This is a genomic window from Natrinema gari JCM 14663, from assembly GCF_000337175.1.
Lineage (GTDB): Archaea > Halobacteriota > Halobacteria > Halobacteriales > Natrialbaceae > Natrinema > Natrinema gari.
In genome coordinates, this window is sequence record NZ_AOIJ01000063.1 from 80,775 (window position 1) to 99,828 (window position 19,054).

At 53.6% G+C, this 19,054-nt stretch carries 24 protein-coding genes and 3 pseudogenes; 20 read left to right on the top strand and 7 right to left on the bottom strand.

Translation table 11 applies throughout. The features are described 5' to 3' along the window. Positions 1-41: 41 nt before the first annotated feature. Positions 42-518, bottom strand: a pseudogene (locus tag C486_RS15985) (MaoC family dehydratase); the annotation flags it as partial. 133 nt (positions 519-651) lie between these two features. On the opposite strand from C486_RS15985, the gene C486_RS20440 reads away from it, so the two are divergent. From C486_RS20440 to C486_RS21110, 7 genes and pseudogenes are all read left to right on the top strand, one after another. Next, the gene (locus tag C486_RS20440) at positions 652-1,377 is read left to right on the top strand and encodes an IS6 family transposase (protein ID WP_083866045.1); all 726 of its coding nucleotides are present in this window, start codon (positions 652-654) and stop codon (positions 1,375-1,377) included. A gap of 72 nt (positions 1,378-1,449) precedes the next feature. Continuing rightward, the gene (locus C486_RS22030; RefSeq protein WP_206536976.1) at positions 1,450-1,599 is read left to right on the top strand and encodes a hypothetical protein; all 150 of its coding nucleotides are present in this window, start codon (positions 1,450-1,452) and stop codon (positions 1,597-1,599) included. Between the two features lie 209 nt (positions 1,600-1,808). Then, entirely contained in the window at positions 1,809-2,249 is a 441-nt protein-coding gene (locus C486_RS22855; protein ID WP_394295337.1) for a hypothetical protein, read from the top strand. Between the two features lie 91 nt (positions 2,250-2,340). Then, complete coding sequence (locus C486_RS15995; RefSeq protein WP_008457935.1) at positions 2,341-5,427, top strand: DEAD/DEAH box helicase; 3,087 nt, start codon at positions 2,341-2,343, stop codon at positions 5,425-5,427. Positions 5,428-5,590: 163 nt separating this feature from the next. After that, positions 5,591-5,923: pseudogene (locus tag C486_RS16000) on the top strand (hypothetical protein); the annotation flags it as partial. 494 nt (positions 5,924-6,417) lie between these two features. After that, a complete protein-coding gene (locus C486_RS20450) occupies positions 6,418-7,296 on the top strand; it encodes a ParA family protein (protein WP_008457938.1) in 879 nt (292 codons plus the stop codon). Beyond that, positions 7,296-7,739 (top strand): hypothetical protein, encoded by a 444-nt coding sequence (locus C486_RS21110; RefSeq protein ID WP_152419183.1) that lies wholly within the window; start codon positions 7,296-7,298, stop codon positions 7,737-7,739. Before C486_RS20450 ends, C486_RS21110 begins: the two co-directional genes overlap by 1 nt. Positions 7,740-7,797: 58 nt before the next feature. Here C486_RS21110 and C486_RS16015 read toward each other — a convergent pair whose 3' ends face one another. Further along, positions 7,798-8,244 carry a hypothetical protein gene (locus tag C486_RS16015; RefSeq protein WP_008457940.1) on the bottom strand — a complete coding sequence of 149 codons (447 nt, stop codon included), beginning with the start codon at positions 8,242-8,244 and terminating at the stop codon, positions 7,798-7,800. Between the two features lie 193 nt (positions 8,245-8,437). On the opposite strand from C486_RS16015, the gene C486_RS21115 reads away from it, so the two are divergent. The 5 genes and pseudogenes from C486_RS21115 (at position 8,438) to C486_RS21120 (ending at position 10,837) form a co-directional block, all read left to right on the top strand. Then, the gene (locus tag C486_RS21115) at positions 8,438-8,629 is read left to right on the top strand and encodes a hypothetical protein (RefSeq protein WP_152419184.1); all 192 of its coding nucleotides are present in this window, start codon (positions 8,438-8,440) and stop codon (positions 8,627-8,629) included. A gap of 355 nt (positions 8,630-8,984) precedes the next feature. Beyond that, the gene (locus C486_RS22420; RefSeq protein WP_241432518.1) at positions 8,985-9,299 is read left to right on the top strand and encodes a hypothetical protein; all 315 of its coding nucleotides are present in this window, start codon (positions 8,985-8,987) and stop codon (positions 9,297-9,299) included. A gap of 6 nt (positions 9,300-9,305) precedes the next feature. Beyond that, complete coding sequence (locus tag C486_RS22425) at positions 9,306-9,839, top strand: DUF6159 family protein (protein ID WP_338042920.1); 534 nt, start codon at positions 9,306-9,308, stop codon at positions 9,837-9,839. Between the two features lie 37 nt (positions 9,840-9,876). Next, positions 9,877-10,554, top strand: a pseudogene (locus C486_RS22430) (ABC transporter ATP-binding protein). Positions 10,555-10,609: 55 nt separating this feature from the next. Continuing rightward, the gene (locus C486_RS21120; protein ID WP_152419185.1) at positions 10,610-10,837 is read left to right on the top strand and encodes a hypothetical protein; all 228 of its coding nucleotides are present in this window, start codon (positions 10,610-10,612) and stop codon (positions 10,835-10,837) included. A 256-nt stretch (positions 10,838-11,093) separates the two neighbouring features. On the opposite strand, the gene C486_RS16025 is transcribed toward C486_RS21120, so the two are convergent. Further along, positions 11,094-11,843, bottom strand: a complete 750-nt coding sequence (locus C486_RS16025) for a CPBP family intramembrane glutamic endopeptidase (protein ID WP_206536977.1) — start codon at positions 11,841-11,843, stop codon at positions 11,094-11,096. Positions 11,844-12,156: 313 nt separating this feature from the next. On the opposite strand from C486_RS16025, the gene C486_RS16030 reads away from it, so the two are divergent. Then, on the top strand, positions 12,157-12,498 hold the full coding sequence (locus C486_RS16030) for an ArsR/SmtB family transcription factor (RefSeq protein WP_008457944.1): 342 nt from the start codon (positions 12,157-12,159) through the stop codon (positions 12,496-12,498). Between the two features lie 324 nt (positions 12,499-12,822). Further along, complete coding sequence (locus C486_RS16040; RefSeq protein WP_008457947.1) at positions 12,823-13,128, top strand: DUF7521 family protein; 306 nt, start codon at positions 12,823-12,825, stop codon at positions 13,126-13,128. A 94-nt stretch (positions 13,129-13,222) separates the two neighbouring features. Here C486_RS16040 and C486_RS16045 read toward each other — a convergent pair whose 3' ends face one another. The 4 genes from C486_RS16045 to C486_RS16060 all read right to left on the bottom strand — a co-directional run bounded on the left by C486_RS16045 (position 13,223) and on the right by C486_RS16060 (position 15,126). Next, on the bottom strand, positions 13,223-13,462 hold the full coding sequence (locus tag C486_RS16045) for a hypothetical protein (RefSeq protein WP_008457948.1): 240 nt from the start codon (positions 13,460-13,462) through the stop codon (positions 13,223-13,225). 39 nt (positions 13,463-13,501) lie between these two features. Continuing rightward, complete coding sequence (locus tag C486_RS16050; protein WP_008457950.1) at positions 13,502-14,191, bottom strand: hypothetical protein; 690 nt, start codon at positions 14,189-14,191, stop codon at positions 13,502-13,504. Then, on the bottom strand, positions 14,181-14,480 hold the full coding sequence (locus C486_RS16055) for a hypothetical protein (RefSeq protein WP_008457951.1): 300 nt from the start codon (positions 14,478-14,480) through the stop codon (positions 14,181-14,183). Before C486_RS16055 ends, C486_RS16050 begins: the two co-directional genes overlap by 11 nt. Before the next feature lie 190 nt (positions 14,481-14,670). Next, positions 14,671-15,126 carry a pyridoxamine 5'-phosphate oxidase family protein gene (locus tag C486_RS16060; protein WP_008457953.1) on the bottom strand — a complete coding sequence of 152 codons (456 nt, stop codon included), beginning with the start codon at positions 15,124-15,126 and terminating at the stop codon, positions 14,671-14,673. Positions 15,127-15,434: 308 nt separating this feature from the next. Here C486_RS16060 and C486_RS16065 point away from each other — a divergent pair, with 308 nt between their 5' ends. From C486_RS16065 to C486_RS16090, 6 genes are all read left to right on the top strand, one after another. Continuing rightward, positions 15,435-15,716: a hypothetical protein gene (locus tag C486_RS16065; RefSeq protein ID WP_008457955.1), complete on the top strand. Its 282-nt coding sequence runs from the start codon at positions 15,435-15,437 to the stop codon at positions 15,714-15,716. Positions 15,717-16,072: 356 nt separating this feature from the next. Further along, positions 16,073-17,245 carry a hypothetical protein gene (locus C486_RS16070; protein ID WP_008457956.1) on the top strand — a complete coding sequence of 391 codons (1,173 nt, stop codon included), beginning with the start codon at positions 16,073-16,075 and terminating at the stop codon, positions 17,243-17,245. Positions 17,246-17,453: 208 nt separating this feature from the next. Next, positions 17,454-17,642, top strand: coding sequence for a hypothetical protein (locus C486_RS16075; RefSeq protein WP_241432521.1), 189 nt, complete (start codon positions 17,454-17,456; stop codon positions 17,640-17,642). Between the two features lie 624 nt (positions 17,643-18,266). Further along, complete coding sequence (locus C486_RS16085) at positions 18,267-18,476, top strand: hypothetical protein (protein WP_008457959.1); 210 nt, start codon at positions 18,267-18,269, stop codon at positions 18,474-18,476. Between the two features lie 52 nt (positions 18,477-18,528). Further along, complete coding sequence (locus tag C486_RS21395; RefSeq protein WP_008457960.1) at positions 18,529-18,690, top strand: hypothetical protein; 162 nt, start codon at positions 18,529-18,531, stop codon at positions 18,688-18,690. Positions 18,691-18,751: 61 nt separating this feature from the next. Beyond that, positions 18,752-18,994 carry a hypothetical protein gene (locus tag C486_RS16090; RefSeq protein WP_008457961.1) on the top strand — a complete coding sequence of 81 codons (243 nt, stop codon included), beginning with the start codon at positions 18,752-18,754 and terminating at the stop codon, positions 18,992-18,994. Positions 18,995-19,054: the final 60 nt, after the last annotated feature.

The following is a 19,054-nucleotide window of genomic DNA, read 5'->3' on the forward strand; positions in this document are numbered from 1 at the left end:
GCAGCCGCTATCCTCACGGGGACGCCGACCCGACGCCTCCCTTACATCTCGAGCAGTTCGTTGATGATAACGACTGCCTCGCCGTCGATGACCGTCTCGTCGGTCTCATCGACGACCCTCGTGTGCAACCGATAGCGGTCGCCACCGAGGGCTTCGACGATCTCGCACTCCGCCGTGACTCTCCCGCTGATCCGGACCGGACCCGTGAACTCGAGAGTCTGGGAGAGGGAGACCGTCACGCCGAGGAGTCGGGCCAGCGCGGCGCTGATCGTCCCGGCTACGAGCATGCCGTGGGCGATCCGGTCGCCGAACTGGGTGTCCGCGGCGAAGTCCGGCTCGAGGTGGAGACGGTTGGTGTCGACGGAGACCTGTGCGAACGCGGTCACATCGGTGTCCGCGATCGGCTTACTGAATCGAACGTAATCGCCGACGCCAAGCGAGTCGTAGTCGTCGGTCGAACGCTCCATGACCTAGGTGTCGTCACCGAACGAGACTTCGGCGGTCGGCGACGGCGCTGTTTCGTTAAGCGTGAAAAGTGAGGCGGCACGATTTTGTGGTGCCTATGCCAAAAATCGACCGCCTCAGCGGGTGTAGCGACNGGCGCTGTTTCGTTAAGCGTGAAAAGTGAGGCGGCACGATTTTGTGGTGCCTATGCCAAAAATCGACCGCCTCAGCGGGTGTAGCGACTGGATCGATTTGAGTTTTGTGGAGCGAGAGCGGACACCGCGCCAGTTGATGGAACTTGGTATTCGACTCCACCTTGCGGGACTATCGCTTTCGAATACCGTTCGAGAATTGGAGAAGTTCGGTGTCACACGTAGTCGAAAGGCCGTTCATGATTGGGTTCACAAGTGCGATCTACAGCCAGCTNATACCGTTCGAGAATTGGAGAAGTTCGGTGTCACACGTAGTCGAAAGGCCGTTCATGATTGGGTTCACAAGTGCGATCTACAGCCAGCTAGTGACGAGAATCCGAATCACATCGCGCTCGATGAGACGGTGATTCAACTTGATGAACATCGATATTGGCTGTACACTGCCGTTGATCCAGAGACGAACAAAATCCTCCATACTCGGCTGTACTCGACGACTACGACCGTATTGACGGAACGATTCCTGCAGGAACTTTCCGAGAAACATGATCTCGATGATGCCGTGTTTCTCGTTGATGGAGCAAAACACCTCCAAACTGCACTCCGTCGATCCGGGCTCCGATTTCGATACGAAAAGCATGGAAATCGGAACGCTGTTGAACATGTCTTTCGAGAGATAAAACGTCGAACCTCTTCGTTCTCAAACTGCTTTAGTCATGCACAACCGTCAACAGCAGAATCCTGGCTTCAGGCCTTCGCTGTCTGGCACAATGCTACAAACTAAACACGACCGTCAAGGGTTGAAGCGACAGTAGAAAAATCCTTGCAGTTTGATCCCCCTTAATACTGACATTGAATGGACAGCACTGACTCCGGCCAAGATATTCCACTGCCATTCGGTTGCACATCAATTACAGTTGATGAACTCCATACACTGATTGAGGTCGATAAAGCGGCAGCACTGCTTGAAGAGAACGGAGTCACCTCCGCTGAAAAGAGAATTTAAGAATTTCTTGAAGCTGTCCCATCTCTTCTGGCATGGCTCAGGAACGAGGGCCGAAACTTCCCTTGGCGAAATACAACCGATCCTTGGCGGGTGTACGTTTCTGAAATACTTCTTCAGCGAACACGAGCAGGCACAGTCAGCGAAGTCTACGATGATTTTTCAATCGATTCCCTGAACCAGCAGCTATCCGTAAAGCTTCGGAGGAAGAGATCAGAGATTCCGTCTTGTCGCTCGGATTTGTGAATCACCGAACGCGTACACTCGAGGATGTTGCTCAGATACTTGGTGAAGATCACGGCGACAGCGTACCAGCGTCACTGAAGGAATTACAACGTCCGTGGAGAATTGGCCCCTATTCTGCTCGAGCAACGATGATATTCGCATTTCACGAACCAATGGCACTTGTCGACACTAACTTCGCACGCGTTGGCGAACGGGTGTTCGGCTATAATATGCCCTCCCAGCCGCACAAGAGTGAAGAGGTTTACCAGTTCTTTGATTCGCTCATGCCCGACAACCCGGGATTATGCCGGGCGCTAAACCTTGCACTACTGGATCTGGCTGATGCCATCTGTACTCCCTCTGACCCCTCCTGTCCGTCCTGTCCTCTAGCGACTTCGTGTCTGTACTGGAAAGAGAATAGAAGGTGATCAAGCCTGTTTCTGCTCTACCACGGCTAGAAATCCACACTCATATTAGCTGCCAAAGGGTTAATAACACTTGGATAACGATAATCGGAGAGTGTCAGACGAGAATCCATTCAAACCCGGGGACAAGGTGTCATATTACGGTGGGGAGGGGATCGTTGTACGTGTTAAGGATGATTGTCTGCTCATTCATACGGATGATGGGCGTATCGTCAAACAGAAACCAGACTTACCTCTCGTATCAAAGATGGTTGACTTCGAAAGCGGTGAAAAGGTACAGTTCCCTGGCGGAGAAGGTGCAATTATAAAAATAGAAGAGCGACCTGATCACGCTGATTTACTTTACGTCCACACCACAGATGGCGACCTCAAGACGGTTCCCGCTGACAAGAAAGGGATCGAACCGCTGGCAGGGGTTACCGACCAACTTTCTATGAAGCAGTTTGACACCTTATCGAGATTCGATCTGCTTGAAAAAGCGGTTCGCCTGAACCTTGCCTATCGATTTGATCGGTTCCTTTCGCTAGAAGGAAATCGAATCGATGTCACTCCCCATCAGGTTGAGGCAGCTCACGAAATCCTGAATTCCCACGATCAGCGATACCTCATCGGTGACGAGGTCGGGCTCGGGAAAACTATCGAAGCTGGCATCGTTATCGAAGAACTGCTCGCCCGTGATCGAGCCGAACGGGTTCTGATCGTCACTCCTGCCTCGCTAAAGACACAGTGGCAAGAAGAGATGAAGGCGAAGTTCGACCAGGACTACGTCATCTATGACCGCAATTACGTAAGGAGCGTCTGTCAGACGACTTCGAAAGACGAGGTCTGGCAACAGGACGATCTGGTCATCACCTCGATCGATTTTGCCAAGCAGGATGATATGCTCGAGGCGCTCGAAAACACCGAATGGGATATTGCGGTTTTCGACGAGGCTCACCACCTGACTGCACGAAAGGAGAACGACGGGACGCTCAGCAAAACGGACCGATACAACGTCGGAGAGGCCGTTTCACCGAACACTGATTCGCTACTGTTCCTCACGGGGACACCACACAAGGGAAAACATGATCAGTTCTATCTCATGATCGATCTCCTCGAGCCATATCGTTTCGAGGACGAACACGATATTTCCCCGGACAAACTGAACGACGTGATGATCCGGCGTCTCAAGAGCAATCCTAATATGGTTCACTCTGATGGGTCGCCGATGTTCCCAGAGAAGAAAATCCATACACGTCCAGTTGACTTCTCGCAGCAGGAACACGCACTATATGAAGACATCACAGACTACCTCCAGAACGACTATCGACTCGGCGAGGAACAAGAATCCCATGCCGCTGGCTTCTCGATGGTCATCTATCAGAAGCGGCTGGTATCAAGCATCCGGGCGATACAGCGCTCACTCGAGAAACGAGCACGGGTTCTTCGAAATGGTGGCCAACAGGGAGAGCTCTCGCAGGTGGTAAAGAAACTCCTGCCACAGTATCGAGAACGGCCAGAAACGCTCACCGATAAGCAGCGTGAACGTATCGAAGACGAATTACAGAAGGTGTCCACCGGACAGGATCCCGAGCAGCTAAACCAAGAGCTGGAAGTTCTTGAAGGCCTGATTGAAAGAACGCAATCGATCGAAGTAGACTCAAAAGCTCAAGAACTCCGAGAATTTACCGAGAGTCTCCTCAACGAGGATCCTGACGAGAAGGTCCTCGTCTTCACCGAGTACACGGATACCCTCGAGTACCTCAGAGATGAGGTCCTTGAGGAATATGATACTGCACAGATCCATGGGTCGATGGGACAGCAGACCCGTCGAGAGCAGGTTGAAAAATTCCGTGGAGACGCGAACATTATGCTCGCAACAGATGCAGCTAGGGAGGGTATCAATCTCCAGTTCGCACATATTATGGTGAATTACGATCTGCCTTGGAACCCGATCCGTATCGACCAGCGGATGGGACGCCTTCACCGCTACGGCCAGGTCCGGGATGTCCATATTCACAACCTCTTCGTCGATGATACTCGAGAGAGCGAAATTCTCGAACAGCTGGTCAAAAAAATCGATCGAATTGAGAATGATCTCGGAATGCGTTCAGACGTACTGGGGATGGTTCTTGATGACAGCGACTTCGACCTCGAAGAACGGATTATGGACGCGGTGACAAATGATAAATCGAGCAAGAAGGTCGTCGACGACCTCGACAGAATCATCGAAGAACGAAAGGAGGCAGTAAAGACGGTTCAGGAAAATTTCCTGATCAGCGACCAGTTCGATGAGTCTGACCTCAAAGAGATCCAGGATTTAATTGAAGATAGCAGAGAAGATCACATTGGTCAAAGCGAAGTGCGCGAACTTCTTGAGCTGTTCTTTGCCGAATTTGATGGAGAAATCAAAGAGCGCAGTGATCATCGGCTCGACGGGAAAGTGTTCTCGATTGATGTTCCGGGGGTGATCGAACTCGGGAGAGCAGATGTGCGGGGTTCGTATAGTCAGGCAACGTTCGATCAGGAACTCGCAAAGGAGGATAGCAATCTGGAATTCCTTTCGGTGAATCATCCAGTCGTACAGGCTATTGTTGAATATTGCCTCGACGGTAACTGGATTGATGGTCGAACGGTGGTGAAGCGTGCCGCTGATCCATCCACTGAGCCGGGTCTCAGGTGCAATTTCCGGCTCGGCTATGAAACAGCGGATGGGAGAGACGAGACAGAAGAATTCGTGTCCATGTACGTAACTGCTGACGGAGACGTCTGGTCCGAAATCCCCGACAGTGATGGCTCTATCTCGCCGGATCGGGCGGAGAACCATCAACAGGTCAGCCGTGTGACGGAAAACGCCAGAGACCTTGTCGATGTAGCGAAGAGAGAAGCACAGCTACAGGTTGAGGCGATGGCTGAAGAAGCGGAGAAAGAGAAGGAAGAGAACGTCGACATCAAGCGCCAGCACGCGGAGAGATATTTCGAAAACGCCATCAACACTTGGGAAAGTCGGCTTGAGGAATATCAGCAGGATCATCAGAATGGGAAGGACATGAAACTCCCCATTCGGAATGCAAAGTCAAAGCTCGAGGAGCTTCGGGACGAACGCAAGCACGAATTCGAACAGCTGCGAGAAGAGGAATCCGTTCTTCCGAAAGCCCCTGAGCTGGTCAATGCTGCAGTGATGGTCCCGGATAAGAAGTGAATAGGGGGCCTCGACTCTCAATTCGAATGCCCGTCAATCACGATTGCAGCATTGGTGCAGTCCGTAAAGCCGATTGCTAGGACTAGGATAGATCAAGCGTGGCCAATTAGTTTTTCTGCGCCTGAGGGGGTGAGGCGCACACTCGTATGCCTCGAGGCCACGAATGAGTACAAACCGACTACCCCAGAGCGACTCGCATCGAGATCGATCGACAAACGAGTACACGAGCGACCGCGACCGAAGCTATCTAGGAGATATTGCTCGACTGAACGGACACGAACTCGTCGCGATCGACGAGTGGCTGCCGGGCACAGAGCCAACACCGTACGAACTCAATCTCACAGATAGCTACGAATATCGGACACGCTACTGGCGTTGCAGGAAGTGCGGCCAAGAGCGCAACCATCGCGACGAGTTCACCACCTCCTGTGATAACCCCAAGCCGGCGACTGCACTCGAGGCAGGTGACTACTCGATCGACGAGCCACGCGTTCAGCCGCTGACTGTCGAGTGATCTCGTCACTCGAGACGGTTTGTATCCCCTGAAAGAGGTGCAGGGGCTCGAAGAGAGTACACCGCAGCAACCCATGAGACAAAGAAAGAAGAGAGTACTGGTGATACGCAATGACCGGAGAGGCTGCCAGCTTCGCGCTGTCTTGGACAGTATTCGTCATCATCTGAGGGCTATACGAACGGTATCAGACGATGGACTACCCCGCCACTCGCTCACGTCTGATGCCGTTCGCTCCTTGAGGACGGGAGCTTAGCGCCCTCTCTTTCAGCTAATTCGCCGACCGTCCATGCTAGTACTTCTATCTATACATTCGAGAATGTAGCTACATGAGTTACACTCCATCCTGTAGATCATTTCTATATTGTTCAGAATTCACTCACGGGTCTGAATTCCGATAACGTGGTGAACCTCACCCCATGTCTCTACATGATCTCTTTCCATCACACTTTATACTGTGGCTACGTGAACTATTCTCTATGGCTAGCGATTCCGAACTCACGAAAAAACCTCGAGCTGTTGCAGTTAACGTCCTCAAAGGTGGTTTTGGAAAATCAACTACCGCGATCAATCTCGCACGAGAACTTGCAGAGCGAAATGGCCGTGTTCTCCTTGTTGACCTCGACGATAACGGCCACACCACATTCAATCTTGGCTACCGTGATCAGTACGAATCTGATAACCACGTTCAAGAAGTCCTACTTGACGGCGCTGATCCGTTAGACCATGTTGTTCCAGTTACCGATGACCTTGATCTTCTGCCGTCTCATGAGGCTCTCGAAGAAGTAGAGACGAATCTGAAATCGGCAATGGCCTCGAGTCAACGACTTAACCGTAACGTCGTTGATCCTCTACTTGGGGATACATATTCTTACATCGTTGTCGATACGCCGGCCAATCGAGGAAAGCTCAACGACAATGCCTTGTTTGCAACAAAGAATCTCATTGTCCCGCTCCGTCCAGAGAGTGGATGGGAATCTGGGATCACACAGACGAATAAACGCTTGATCCAAGAAGCGCGCCAGTACTTCGATCTCCAATTGCTTGCACTTGTTCCAACTGATCTTAGCGAACGCCTTGATCAGGACACTCGAGACCGAAACCTGCTGTACGCGATTAACAGCCGTGATGAGCTTGCATCGTGCGTCCCAAACTTCGCACATCTCTCTGCGGCTGATTGGGAAGCAATCGACGCTGGCAATTATAATGGTGATCTTCCGGGTATCCGTCACCGTGCTAGTATTGATAAAGCACATCGTGCTCGCAAACCGCTACGCGATTATGATCCAGAGTGTGACCAGCTCAAGTGTTATGAGGAACTTGCCCAAATCGTCGAAAACGGCGGGGTGATGCGGTAATGCCCTTCGACGACCTTGCTGACGAGTCGGAGGAATCTGATCCTGGTGACGAAGCGCTGGATGAACTTGCTGGTACCCTTGCAGATGATTCCACAGCAGGGGAAGAACCGTCAGGAAATGACACTACGTCTGAGGATCGTGATACCGTCTCAGCATATAATGCTCAGACAGAGCCAGCATTCCCGACTGCGAAGACACAGACACAGCATTCGATCTACTGCCTTCCTGAGACGTGGGACACAATTGATGGTGCATCTGGCCTTCTCTTCGAAGCCGAAATTATGCTCCGTCGCGATGGCTATGAAGCTGTGCAGAAACGTGAACTGTACAATGCATTGCTTAAATCTGCAGCGCAACAGTTGACTCCCGAAGATATTGCTGAAGTCTTTGTTGCGACTCGAGAAGACCGAGAATCTGGTCCACTCCTCTCAGACGAGTCATAACTGTCTCGAGGCACTCGCTTTGCTCATCTGTAGACCTATCTGATCAGATAGTTACTTCTCAGGTTTGCGTGGACTTGTCTCTGTGTCGTACGAAATTGTATCCACGATGGACAAGGACACCACCGATGTATGCGATCGTACCGAAGGCAATTGAGGCGCCTGCAGCGAATGCAAGTCTGACTTGATCGAAGAGGAATGCGAGTTGCCCGGTGAGCGAGTGACTCGAGAGTCCGAGGAACGCCCACTCAGCGTAAAATCCTTGATAGGCGGCGAACAGCGAGACCCAAGCAGCGATCAATCCACCACGTCGGTATCCAACGCTGGCAGCTATGATGATCCCGATGGATGTTGCATTACTTGCGAGGAGGATAACCCCACCTTCCACAGTGAACAAGCCGATTGCATACGCAGTGAACGTCCCGAGGAAGATGACAGGAACGGCGAGAAAAGTGAGGTTTCGCTCAAATTGGTTACCAAGGAAGTGTTTGCGGAGGGCACGCACCATACATTGATCTTATTACTTATCTATCATAGCAGTTGGGAATGTTGAACCATCTCGGAGAAAATAACTGTTTGGCTGTATCGATAAGGAGTGTTCACTTCTAGCGGTTGCTCATACTTATGAAAGGCATATTATCCACTAATGAAAATTATCTCCCATTCGAAACGGTTATGCGCTTTAATATTAAAAATACAATATGACTAAACTCAAATTTGCCGTTGCTGCGGGCATTTTTGCGGCCCTTGGGAGAGCAGTCACCATTTTAATACAACCTACTTTTATAGAATCGAATGTGGCACACGCCGCTCTGGACGGCCTTTTCGTTGGCGCAACGGTCTATCTTGGCCTTAAGATTTTCAAACGAACTGTGGATTCGCAGTCAGAGTGAATCCAACCAACTGACGGACTACAGAACGTTCTTTGGAGTAACTGTCGATGCTACCATCGACAACGTAACCGTTGGGTCGTTCCAGGGCGTCATCTTCAGTCAGCGAGGTTTCTCCCTTGGGCAGGGAGGAATCGGAGGACAAGTCGCACTCTGGAATCTACAGATGAGTAAGGCGAGTGCATCGGGGCGTGACCCAAAGGCGGTTCACCTTGGTGACTGTTTTGACCGTGGCTGAGGTTGACAAAAAACCACAGGCTCGGTCACTAGACCAGAATCTGGGCACATCTTTCAATTTATTTTCAGGTGGACCCGACATATTATGAGAGTGATTAGGCGTCTCAAAATCGGATTCGGCATGGCACGCCGGAGCCGTCGCGTGCTCAGAGCTCATCCGAAACTGTTCGTGTTCCCACTCATCGGCGGACTCTCCGGCGTCGCGTTCATCGTCACGCTGTTCGGGAGTCTGTACGTCACGAACTCGTTCCTCCAAGAGCCTGGGCTGGCAGTGTACATCGCATTGTTTGTCGCCTACCTCGTCGAAACATTCATCGCGTCGTTTTTTACGGCGGCGCTGGTCGCTGCGACTCGAACTGTTTTCCACGGCGAAGAACCTTCGATCCGGGGAGCGCTGGCTGCCGCTTGGAAGCGGAAACTACCGTTGTTGGCCTAGTCGCTTATCGCTGCGATTGTCGGCGTCGTCATCCGAATAATCGAATCAGAGGATAACATCGTGGCACAGATCGTTGCGGGCGTTTTTGCGGTGGCGTGGAGCGTGATGACCTACTTCGTCGTTCCGGTGGTCGTCCTCCGTGACCCATCGGTCACGGAGATGCTCAAAGAGAGTGCGAGTGCGTTCAGAGACACGTGGGGCGAGTCAATCGGTGCAATGGGCACGATCGACATCGTCACCACTCTGCTGGCGCTCATTGGCGTCGGGCTCGGTGCCCTCACGTTCATCGTGACCGCCGGCATGGGAACAGTCCAATTGCTGGCAACGGTACTAATTGGTGGCTCTACGTTCATTTTTGGCCTCCTCTTTGGAAAGGCGCTCAGTGGTGTCGCAAAGACAGCACTGTTCGTCTACGCGACAGAGAGTACCGCGCCAGAGTACTTCCACGATATGGACTTCAGTGAGTTTGGCGGTGACAAGTCGTCGTCCACGGGTCGCTTCGGAGGCCGCCTTGGTGGCTCCGGCGGCGGTCAAATCTAACGAGCATATCATTCCTCCAAACACCAGTTACCAATTTATGGCAAGGATCGAAACGAGTGAACTGACGAAACGGTATGGCGAGACGCTCGCTGTTGATCGATTAGACTTATCAATTTCAGAAGGGGGTGTATACGGATTCCTGGGAACGAATAGTGAAGGAAAGACGACAGCAATGCGGCTGCTTACTTCTCGCTCGACCTACGAGTGGAACCGATTCTGTCGCTGGCGTTCCTATCACGGATCGGGGCGGACTGCGCCCTCATCTCGGGTATCTTCCCGAGGAACCCCCGCTATACGAACAACTCGAGTACGTTGCTGGACTCCGTGATTTACCCGAAAGGGCTACGCGAGAGCGTATTGATACGTTGCTTGACGCACTCGCCCTCACAGCCGACGCCACGACGCGAATTGCGGACTATTTGAAAGGAATGCGTCAGAAAACGGCGTATATCTAGGCCGTACTTCACGAGCCGGACGTTGTGTTTCTGGATGAACCCACGTCCGGCCTTGATCGACGTGCGTCCCGCACGATCCGAGAGATAATTCTGGATCTCGCTAATTCAGGTTCCACTGTCCCCCTTTCGACGCACATCCTTCCCGTTGTTGAAGAAGTCGCAGACAGAGTCGGCATCCTCTATGATGGCAGCTTGTTGCTGAAGGCGCTCCAGAGACACTTACACAGCGCGCAGAAAAAGGCGATAGACAAACTCTCTAGGACGTGTTCTTCGACTGACAAGTCTCCGATCCCGCCGCAGATGTGGAGGTAACCGATGGCTGAGCCACCTTGGCCGCGACATGCTCTAAGCATCGGCGTGTTTGAGTTCCGACGGTCAGTACGCGCGCTGTGGCAGGATAAAGCCCGGTTCACGTTGATGGCATTCGGGATGGTGATTCCATCACTCTTGACGCTGGCAGTTACTATCGTGTTCGCCGATGCGATACGCAATATCGATGCATTTTCAGTTCCGGATATGGTTCGCGGAATGGTCGCGCATTGATTCGATCGTTCGTGAGTATAGTAGTGTTTGAAGCGTTGTATCTACTGTTTCGTGCTCCGCTGACTGCCCCGCCAGAACAAGTGGAAGCAACCAATCCAAATAGTGACGGTCTGGACCTAATTTTTGGGGTAGTTCCGAGTCTGGTAGTTGAGCTGACTGCTCAATTCGTGACAAACGAAGGCAGTCAGATACCCGTCAGCATCAACGAGAAACGCTGTAATCATACACTGAATCTGTACAAGTTTACTGAGACGATTCAGGCGGTACTTGTCCATCGTGTGATGCGGTCGGCCAGACAGAGATCACCGTCGCGCCAGTATATGTACCCCAGCATCAGGAAGCCGCCGACGGCGGCTGTCCCGACGTGAACTAATCCCTCCTCACCAACGTATTGTGCCGATCCAACGATGTTTAAAACGAAGAGTTCGGGTGTCTGCTGTGACACGCCAAGCCCAAACACTGCGCTCTGAGTGTAGTTATAGAAAATATGGAAACTAATTGACAATGCGAGTTCACCAGTCAACACGTAGACACCACCGAGAACAAGACCAGCCAGAAGGTAGTATCCATAGTGGCTAAGCTGTGTAATCTTTCCGCCGTGCAAGAATGCAAACACGATGCAGTTGAAGACGAGTGCTAGCCCGATAGCGACGCGTTCGGACGCATAGCTGCTCACTCCTTCGGCAACATTTTTCAACAGTACACCGCGGAAGATGAACTCTTCCCAGGTCGCCGCGGCCCCGGTGTAGCCCAAAACAAGGAGCATCGCCGGGAGAAACGCAAGTTCCCCTGCCCCTCCTTTGAAACCAGCAACAGTAACCCAGCCAGCACTGAGCGCAACGACGACTGCGCCGGCGTTGACCAGTGTGGCGACGAGACCGCCGACAGCGAACGATTGCCACCACTCCCGGTCCAGCGACAGGCCAAACTCAGGAATCGGTCGACAGTCAAACAGTCTACTGCTGAGGAGTACAGCACCCATAAGGATCACTGCCAGTCCGACCATTTCGACAGTTTCTCTGAGTGGGTGTTCGAATTGAGATCGTACGACCGTCTGAACGATGGCAAGTGCGAGGAACGTCGTGATGGGAGGGAGCACCGCGCGCAGCGGTGCGCGCAGACGATCCTGATTGCGATTCCAGACTGGCCACGTAAGACACTGCCAAGCCTGTTCAAGAACGCTCTTCTCTGCCGGTTCACAAGCTATCTCTGGAGACACACCTCAGCCAAGAGGTGGCCGTACCGTATCACTGCAGGGACGGCTTCTCACCCAGAAGCTATGATGTTCTTTTTACTACCAGCTAAACACAAGTTGAGACATGGACGAGGATGATGACGAAGTACTTGCGTTACTCGAAGACGAGTACGCACGTACCATCCTCGCCGAACTCACTGATGAACCCATGTCGGTTTCCGAACTCTGCACGGCCTGTGACATGTCCGAGCCGACAGCGTATCGCCGCCTCGAGCGATTGGAGACGGCTGATCTCGTGACTGGCCAGCAGGTTGTCAACGTCGACGGCAACCATTTCAAGCGGTACGTCGCGACTATCGAAGACGTAACCGTCACGTTCGCCAACGGAACCTACGATGTGAGCGTCACTCGCTCGTCCACGGATCCGTCCGACCGCTTCACCGATCTGTTTGAGGGGTTGTCCTGATATGCAGGTAGTGCTTGCACAGCTTCGTACGACTGGCCCGAATTCAGTGGTCGCACTGGCAATTATCTGTATCTCGGCACTTATTATCGCTATGTCGGTGGCGATCGCTCTGGTACTCCTGCGTGGATATCGACACGATCCGGGTCACACCGGACAGTTACAACTTGCTGTCGGCCTCATCTTGCTCACGACAGTCCCAGAACTGCTTCGGATTGCCCTGCCCACGCTAACGCGTGTCGGGACAATAGAGCGCTCGTTCTTTGTGACTGGCTGTGAACTGCTCGGGCTGGGCGTTATCCTCTGGGCTATCTTTGGAGGTGAAACATGACGCCTCTCGAACTCCTGGTCCCGGCGCTGGTGTCGGCAGATGAGGTCGCTTGGGGGGCGCGGGCGTTGACAGCACTCGTCGGCCTCTTCGTCGCTATCCTGGCCTACCGCGGGTACCGACGTAACGATGTACCGAAAATGCGTTCGCTCGCGGTCGGCATCTTCCTGTTGACCACCGGGGTCTTTTCCGCCGTTGTTGCCGTGAGTCAACTGGGAGCTGGAACCGGGATCGTTCTGTTCATCCGCGGTCTCGTTACCGCCGTGGGGCTCGGAGCTATTCTATACGCCCTCACGCTTCAGTAGTTGTGCTTCGATTTGTGTTGTAAGCCAGCGGTGACTGTGGATATATACAGGGACGCTCATCGGTGGAGTATTATTGGCCAAGTGATACCAGTAGCTAGAATTCGTAGCGGGAAAGGGTGGCGCGGCCGCGCCCATCGGCGGCGATCGTCAGGATCTCCGCGAGCGACCGCGGGATCGGGCGCGTTCGATCGCATATGTCGCACTCAAGCCATTCAGGGTCCCGGGCGACGGCCGCCCGATCGAGCAGGTCCCGAATCGCTTCACTCCGATTTGGGTAGTCGTCGGCGATCTCGCCGAGTGTCTCGAGCAGGTCCGGATCAAAGCGGGTCGTCACTCAGTTGTCGTTCGCGAGTGGTTGCTTGCTCGAGGACATCTACGCGTCACCTGCCGACTCTAGGGCCCGCTCGCGCTTGAGTCGCTCCTCCCAGTCGGCTTTCGAGCGGACCGTGACGATATACTCCCGATCGTCGTTTCCGATCTCCAATTCGATTTGTAGATCGGCCGCTTTCTCGGCCATGTGTCCCGCGGGGTATTCGAAGGTCTCACGCCGACTGTCGACGTGGTCTCGAACAAGGACGTGTGGCTCTGGCTCGCCGCTGTCAAGGACATCCTTGGCGTGACCGAGGTTGTTCTGGGCGATCGATTGTGACGTGCTGATCTGGAACGCTAGCGGTTCGGCTTCGCTGTCTTGGTTCACGGTCTCGTGGGCGACGCCCCAGTAGCGGTCGTGTGTTCGCTCACGCGGCTGGAGCCACGTCGTGACGACGAACCGATGGTCGCCGCGGACGACTTCAGCCTCGCCGCGATCGTCAATATCGTCGGCGTCCGGATTGTTGTCCCATTCGAGAATTTCGAACGCCCACTCGCTGGCCGTCTCGCTGACTCGGTTGAAGTCGAACCAGTGGGGTGCTCGTGGGCCCAGTGCGTCGGGCTTCGATTCCGATCCCGTCGTGTCGCTCCCGAGGACGTCATCGACGCTCGAGTGCCGATCCGGACACCAGCGGGTGAGACACCGGCCGCCGATCTTCTCGAGGCCGCACGCATCGCAGATCTCAGCACCCATCGAGATCACCCGTGCGAACGTCCAGATGTGCTCGCGAGATTGAGTCCGCCTCGACGCTCTCGCGGGTCGTCGTCTCTGCCGCGTCGGTCCGACTGACCGGCCTCGGCGTGTAGTCGTGGTACTCGTGGTGTTTCCGCACCTCGCTGCCGCGGATGTCGTAGAACCACAGCCAGTCAGTTTCGGGGTCCCGACACCGAAGGACCTGATCGTCGCCGACGTCTGCCAACGGGTCGTAGCTGTGAAGCTGTACGCCTCTGATCGGCTGTGTCGCCTGTTGGTCGGTACTCATTGCATCGGTCTCCCGATTCCCGCGGGCTCGCGTATGCCAGCCGTCGGAATCCTATATCAATACTACGAATATGATAGGCATGAGTACAGTTTCGACAGACGGGTGAACGAACTCACGAATAATTCGATACAGAAGATTTAGCAATGGCATGCGGTTGCTTCCAACAAACCAGGACGTGGCGACACCCTGATTAGTCCCACCCTTCGTATTTCGCCGCAAACTCTCGTCCTGTACAGTTTTTCGTGCTTAGTCCGAACATACGGAATTCGACATCCTCGAACGGAATTCCCCAGACGCCGGTGTCAGATGGAAACTCTGCATTCGCGGCTATGCTCGCATATGCACGTTCCATCTCGTCATCTGGTATCTCGTATAATTCTCCTGTGATGATGGCACTTCGCCAGACGAGTTCTTCGTCATTGTCCTGTTCATATACGGTAAGGCACACGTTTGTATTGGTGTCGATAGCCTGATTTTTCCGGCTCTGATAGCCGCCACCCCATTGCATCGGGAACATCATCTCCTCAGCATCGTAGCCGAAAGACATCGGAATCGCATACGGTTGCCCTTCATCAACCATTGCAAGGACGCCAATTCCTCGCCGAGTGAGCATTTCGTTGATTTCGTCGCGGTCAAGATTTCGCACTTTCCCTATCGACTCACTGTTCCAAGGTAAAGACTGTGGAAAAGGGAAACTACTCAAGGAAATAATCGACCATTAGATAAGTGGTTTTAAATAGCGGCTGTTTCAGCCGAAAAGTGTCGAACCAACAGGGTCTCAACAGAGCATCTTCAGCATCCAAAAAGGTAACTCGAAATTAGCCAACGAAGCGAGCAACACTCGTTGGCGGGGTTGTAGGGATATGTCTCGGTCTAATTTCCCATTTTCTATTGCTGGATCATTCTATAGTCTCTATTACCATCTGTCTCCTGTACTCTATCGCTGTTACGCTCATGATCGACTATCTCAGTATCCTCCGACAGGCTCCCTACGATGGCGGGAGTTGGTGGACGATTGCCTTCGGTGCCACCACCGGACTCGTTCTGATGGTTATACAATTGGTCTATCGCCCGACTGTTCCAGATGAGATCGTAGTACAGCGTGTCCTCTCCGAGGAAGTAATAACAATTTCGCTTAACTTTATCCTTATTCTGTGGCTTCTCATATTCGGTGTCGCGTTAGTCTCACTGGCATACGGGACCGGAATGGCTGTAACGGACATGTCTGAAGGCTGATTATCTCTCATCCTCCTGCTGGCTGGTCCGGACCTGTGCCATCCTTCCAAGCAGCCTCCTTTCCGCCGTGGTGAATAGCTGCTGAGTCACGGGAGTTCCATAGAACGATTGGCACACAAAGAGCAGGGTGGACGCTGGGGTGGATGAGTTTCCAGCGCTGTAGCTCAAAGAGCTATTTGAATTATCAAAGACATTTTTTGCGTTACTGTCCGAGTATCGCTATGCACCGCCGGACACTCATTGGCGCGCTCGCAACTGGGAGCCTTGGGGTAAGTGGCTGTCTCAGTGGGGAGCCTCTACAATCAACGGAGTCAACAAATGCGTCGGACACACCACAGACTGAGTCCCCGTCATCAATGACTGACGGTGCCGGAATTACGCAGTTGGTGACGCGGACATACTCACATGCGATCCGGTTGAACAACCTCTCCTCGCCGATTGGGCCGATCCCCACTCTTGACTCGTTGGACGGCCGCGAACAGACAGTGATTCAGGCAGCGCTGGACGGGAGCTATACTACAGACACGCTGCCCGAGTGGTTGACAGCGTTTCTTGCTGAGACATCCTATATTCAGGTGGATACTGAATACTATCTGCTTAAGCACTCTCTCCCGGCAACAACGATTACAGCGACGGAAACTGACCGAGACGCTGTCTCGGGAGAGATCGCCTCTTCTGATGCCTACGAGACGGCAGTGACACATGATGACTACGTCAGAACAGGCTTGCTCCAGGATGCACGTGACGGTGGCGTAGAGGTCGTACACGTCTGGCCGGCACTGCAATCGTTTCTGGATAACTATGAGGCCGTTGAGTACCGAGGAACATTGCTGTCACTGACAGTCACGACGAACGATCCAGGCGCCCCGTACACCGTCTCAGCGACATCGGTGTCACATACCAACCTCGCAGATGGGTCCGTCTGGAAGGTGTCGGACGCCTCACCGTCAGTTCAGGGGCTCATTCGGGACGCCGCTGCAACAACGGGGCTATATCCTTTTTCCGATCCGCCAGGACAGGTAATCAGCATGCTCCGTGAATATGAGTATGTGTATTTCGACGGCGAATTCTATACGGCGTACGTCGAACAGGCGGGGATACCCCCCATAGAGGTTCGAGCAACAACTGAGCCACACCCAGACCAGTCGGAAACAGTACTCACAGTCACACTTGTGAATACAACGGACACAGCCGTCGATATCACGAGTGGGGCACCGACACCGGTTGGTGTACTTCGATATCAAAAGCAGGGGACTGACTCTCGAGAGGTACTCTGGTCACCGGCATATACAGAGTCCGAACACGTACACACAGATGGACGAGATGTCACGGCCGTCAACAGGATCGCATTGACGACGACGATCGACGGCGCTGACTCAGCAAGCCAAACCTTCAGGCACACACAAGAGTCACTGACGCCAGGTGACTATCGAATCGAGTCTTCTGTTGGGTATCAGAGCGGCGAAAATAGTGGTACAGTGCCATACAGTATTGAATTCATGGTTCGCGAGCGTGATGAGCCAGCGTAGAACGGCACGTCCGATATGGAGGTGACCGACTAACCCAGCAAACGGGTACCGCCCACCCGTCTCGCGTTCCTCTTTGCTCTCGGTGGAACTACGCCCCTCGAGTCCCGACCGTCTCCTATGTCCGATATCGAGTCTCGAACCGCTCGCTTTCGTGGTCGCTCGCCGCCCGATCGCGACGACGAGTGGGAGGTCTCGACTGTCGCCCGCCGTGGGACCAATCAGTCCGGGTCAGCGGTTTGTGCTGCCACCGGCGCGAACGTCTCGCTGGACACCGCACTATCTGGTAAAACTTCGCAAGCCCGCACTGGGGCTGTTGCGCGACTACGAGTACGACGAGTTGATCATTGCCGACGGCGCGCTCAACGAACTGGACGACTGGCTCGAGGACGACGATTAGTGATTGTGGAGCCAGTCAGTATAATCGTCAGAAAACGTAGTAGCCCACGTTTCGCCGGACGTCGCCTTCTCTGTGACGAGTAGTCTATCGTTCGAGTCGATGTGATCCTGTAAACCATCCCGAATTGAGCTTGGTGACGTGCTCGACGTATCGATCAACCAAACGGACTCGAGGATATGCGCGTAGTCTCCATAGTCCCGAATGGCGTCAAACAGTTCATCGTAGTCTTGACCTGGACTTTGCAGGTCGTAGCTGATTTGGTAGACTGTCATGCGCTGCGTATCAATACAGGTAGCTGTCACAAATAAGGGTTCCCGCACCGCGGCGAGAGTGAACGCCGCCGAACGTTAATCAGTGAAACCGCGGCCAACGCCGGCGATGTATGATCGCACTCCGCAGGAGGACCTCTTGATCGTTGAGGCGCTCGTCGAGTACCACGCTGACCGGAAGAACGTCCAACCAGAACGGGCGTGCTGAGCGTGGGTGATCGCAAAGGAGATCGCCGCGACGCATGGCCTCGAGATCGAGGACGCACTTCGGCAGCGAGATGAGATATAGGAACCTGACGACCCAGCCAGACCACTGATGCCAAATCTTAACCGTATTTCGTCTGTTTGGGAATGTATGCCTCCCTCACAGTCAGATGTGGCCAGCCACGACGAGGGTACGGAGGTCGACACTGATGTTCTATATCCAGCCCTTCTCCTTCAGACAACTCTCGGGACACTGTTCTTTGTGATGGTATTAGGGTGGATCCTCCTTACTACGAATGCAATCTTCGATAACCGGCCGGCCACGGCGTTCTTCTGGGCGTTACCGGCTATATTCGAGTAGGTGTCCTCTTCGCCTTCGTGAGCTATCTGACGAGATAGGCGTGTGCTAGACCGTGCTGGCGGTGATCGCCGTCGAGCGGGAGTACGGGGACGCCGCCGACGTGCTGGCGATCGACGTGGAAGCGGCGGCACGAGACGCCTACGAACGCCGCCGAGCTGACGAACTCGAGTATCAGGCGGGGCTCGGAGCGTTCGCTGACAGCGAGTCGGCGTAACAGCGTTCACTTTCACTTCGGTTGTAGAATCCTTGTTACGTTCAGTATCTTTAACTCTCGTATGAAAAAGGAAGTTCCAAAATACGACCACTGGACGTATATCGCGTTTGTTGTGTTGAATCTCGCTGTATTTGGGCCAGCGGTGTGGATCATCTATATGACTCACAACCGGCTCGGCTCAAACGTTTGGGTAACGCTCGCCTTTGGAACGATTATACTTGCGAAGTTAGCGACAAAGCGACTCGAGGACCGAATTATCGAGGAGCGGGATATTACGGATCTCGTTCTCGAGAACGACGACTAAGCCCGATCCGTGCCGTTAGTTCCCGAGGCCGCTGTTTCTGACGATATGCGACCGGACGCT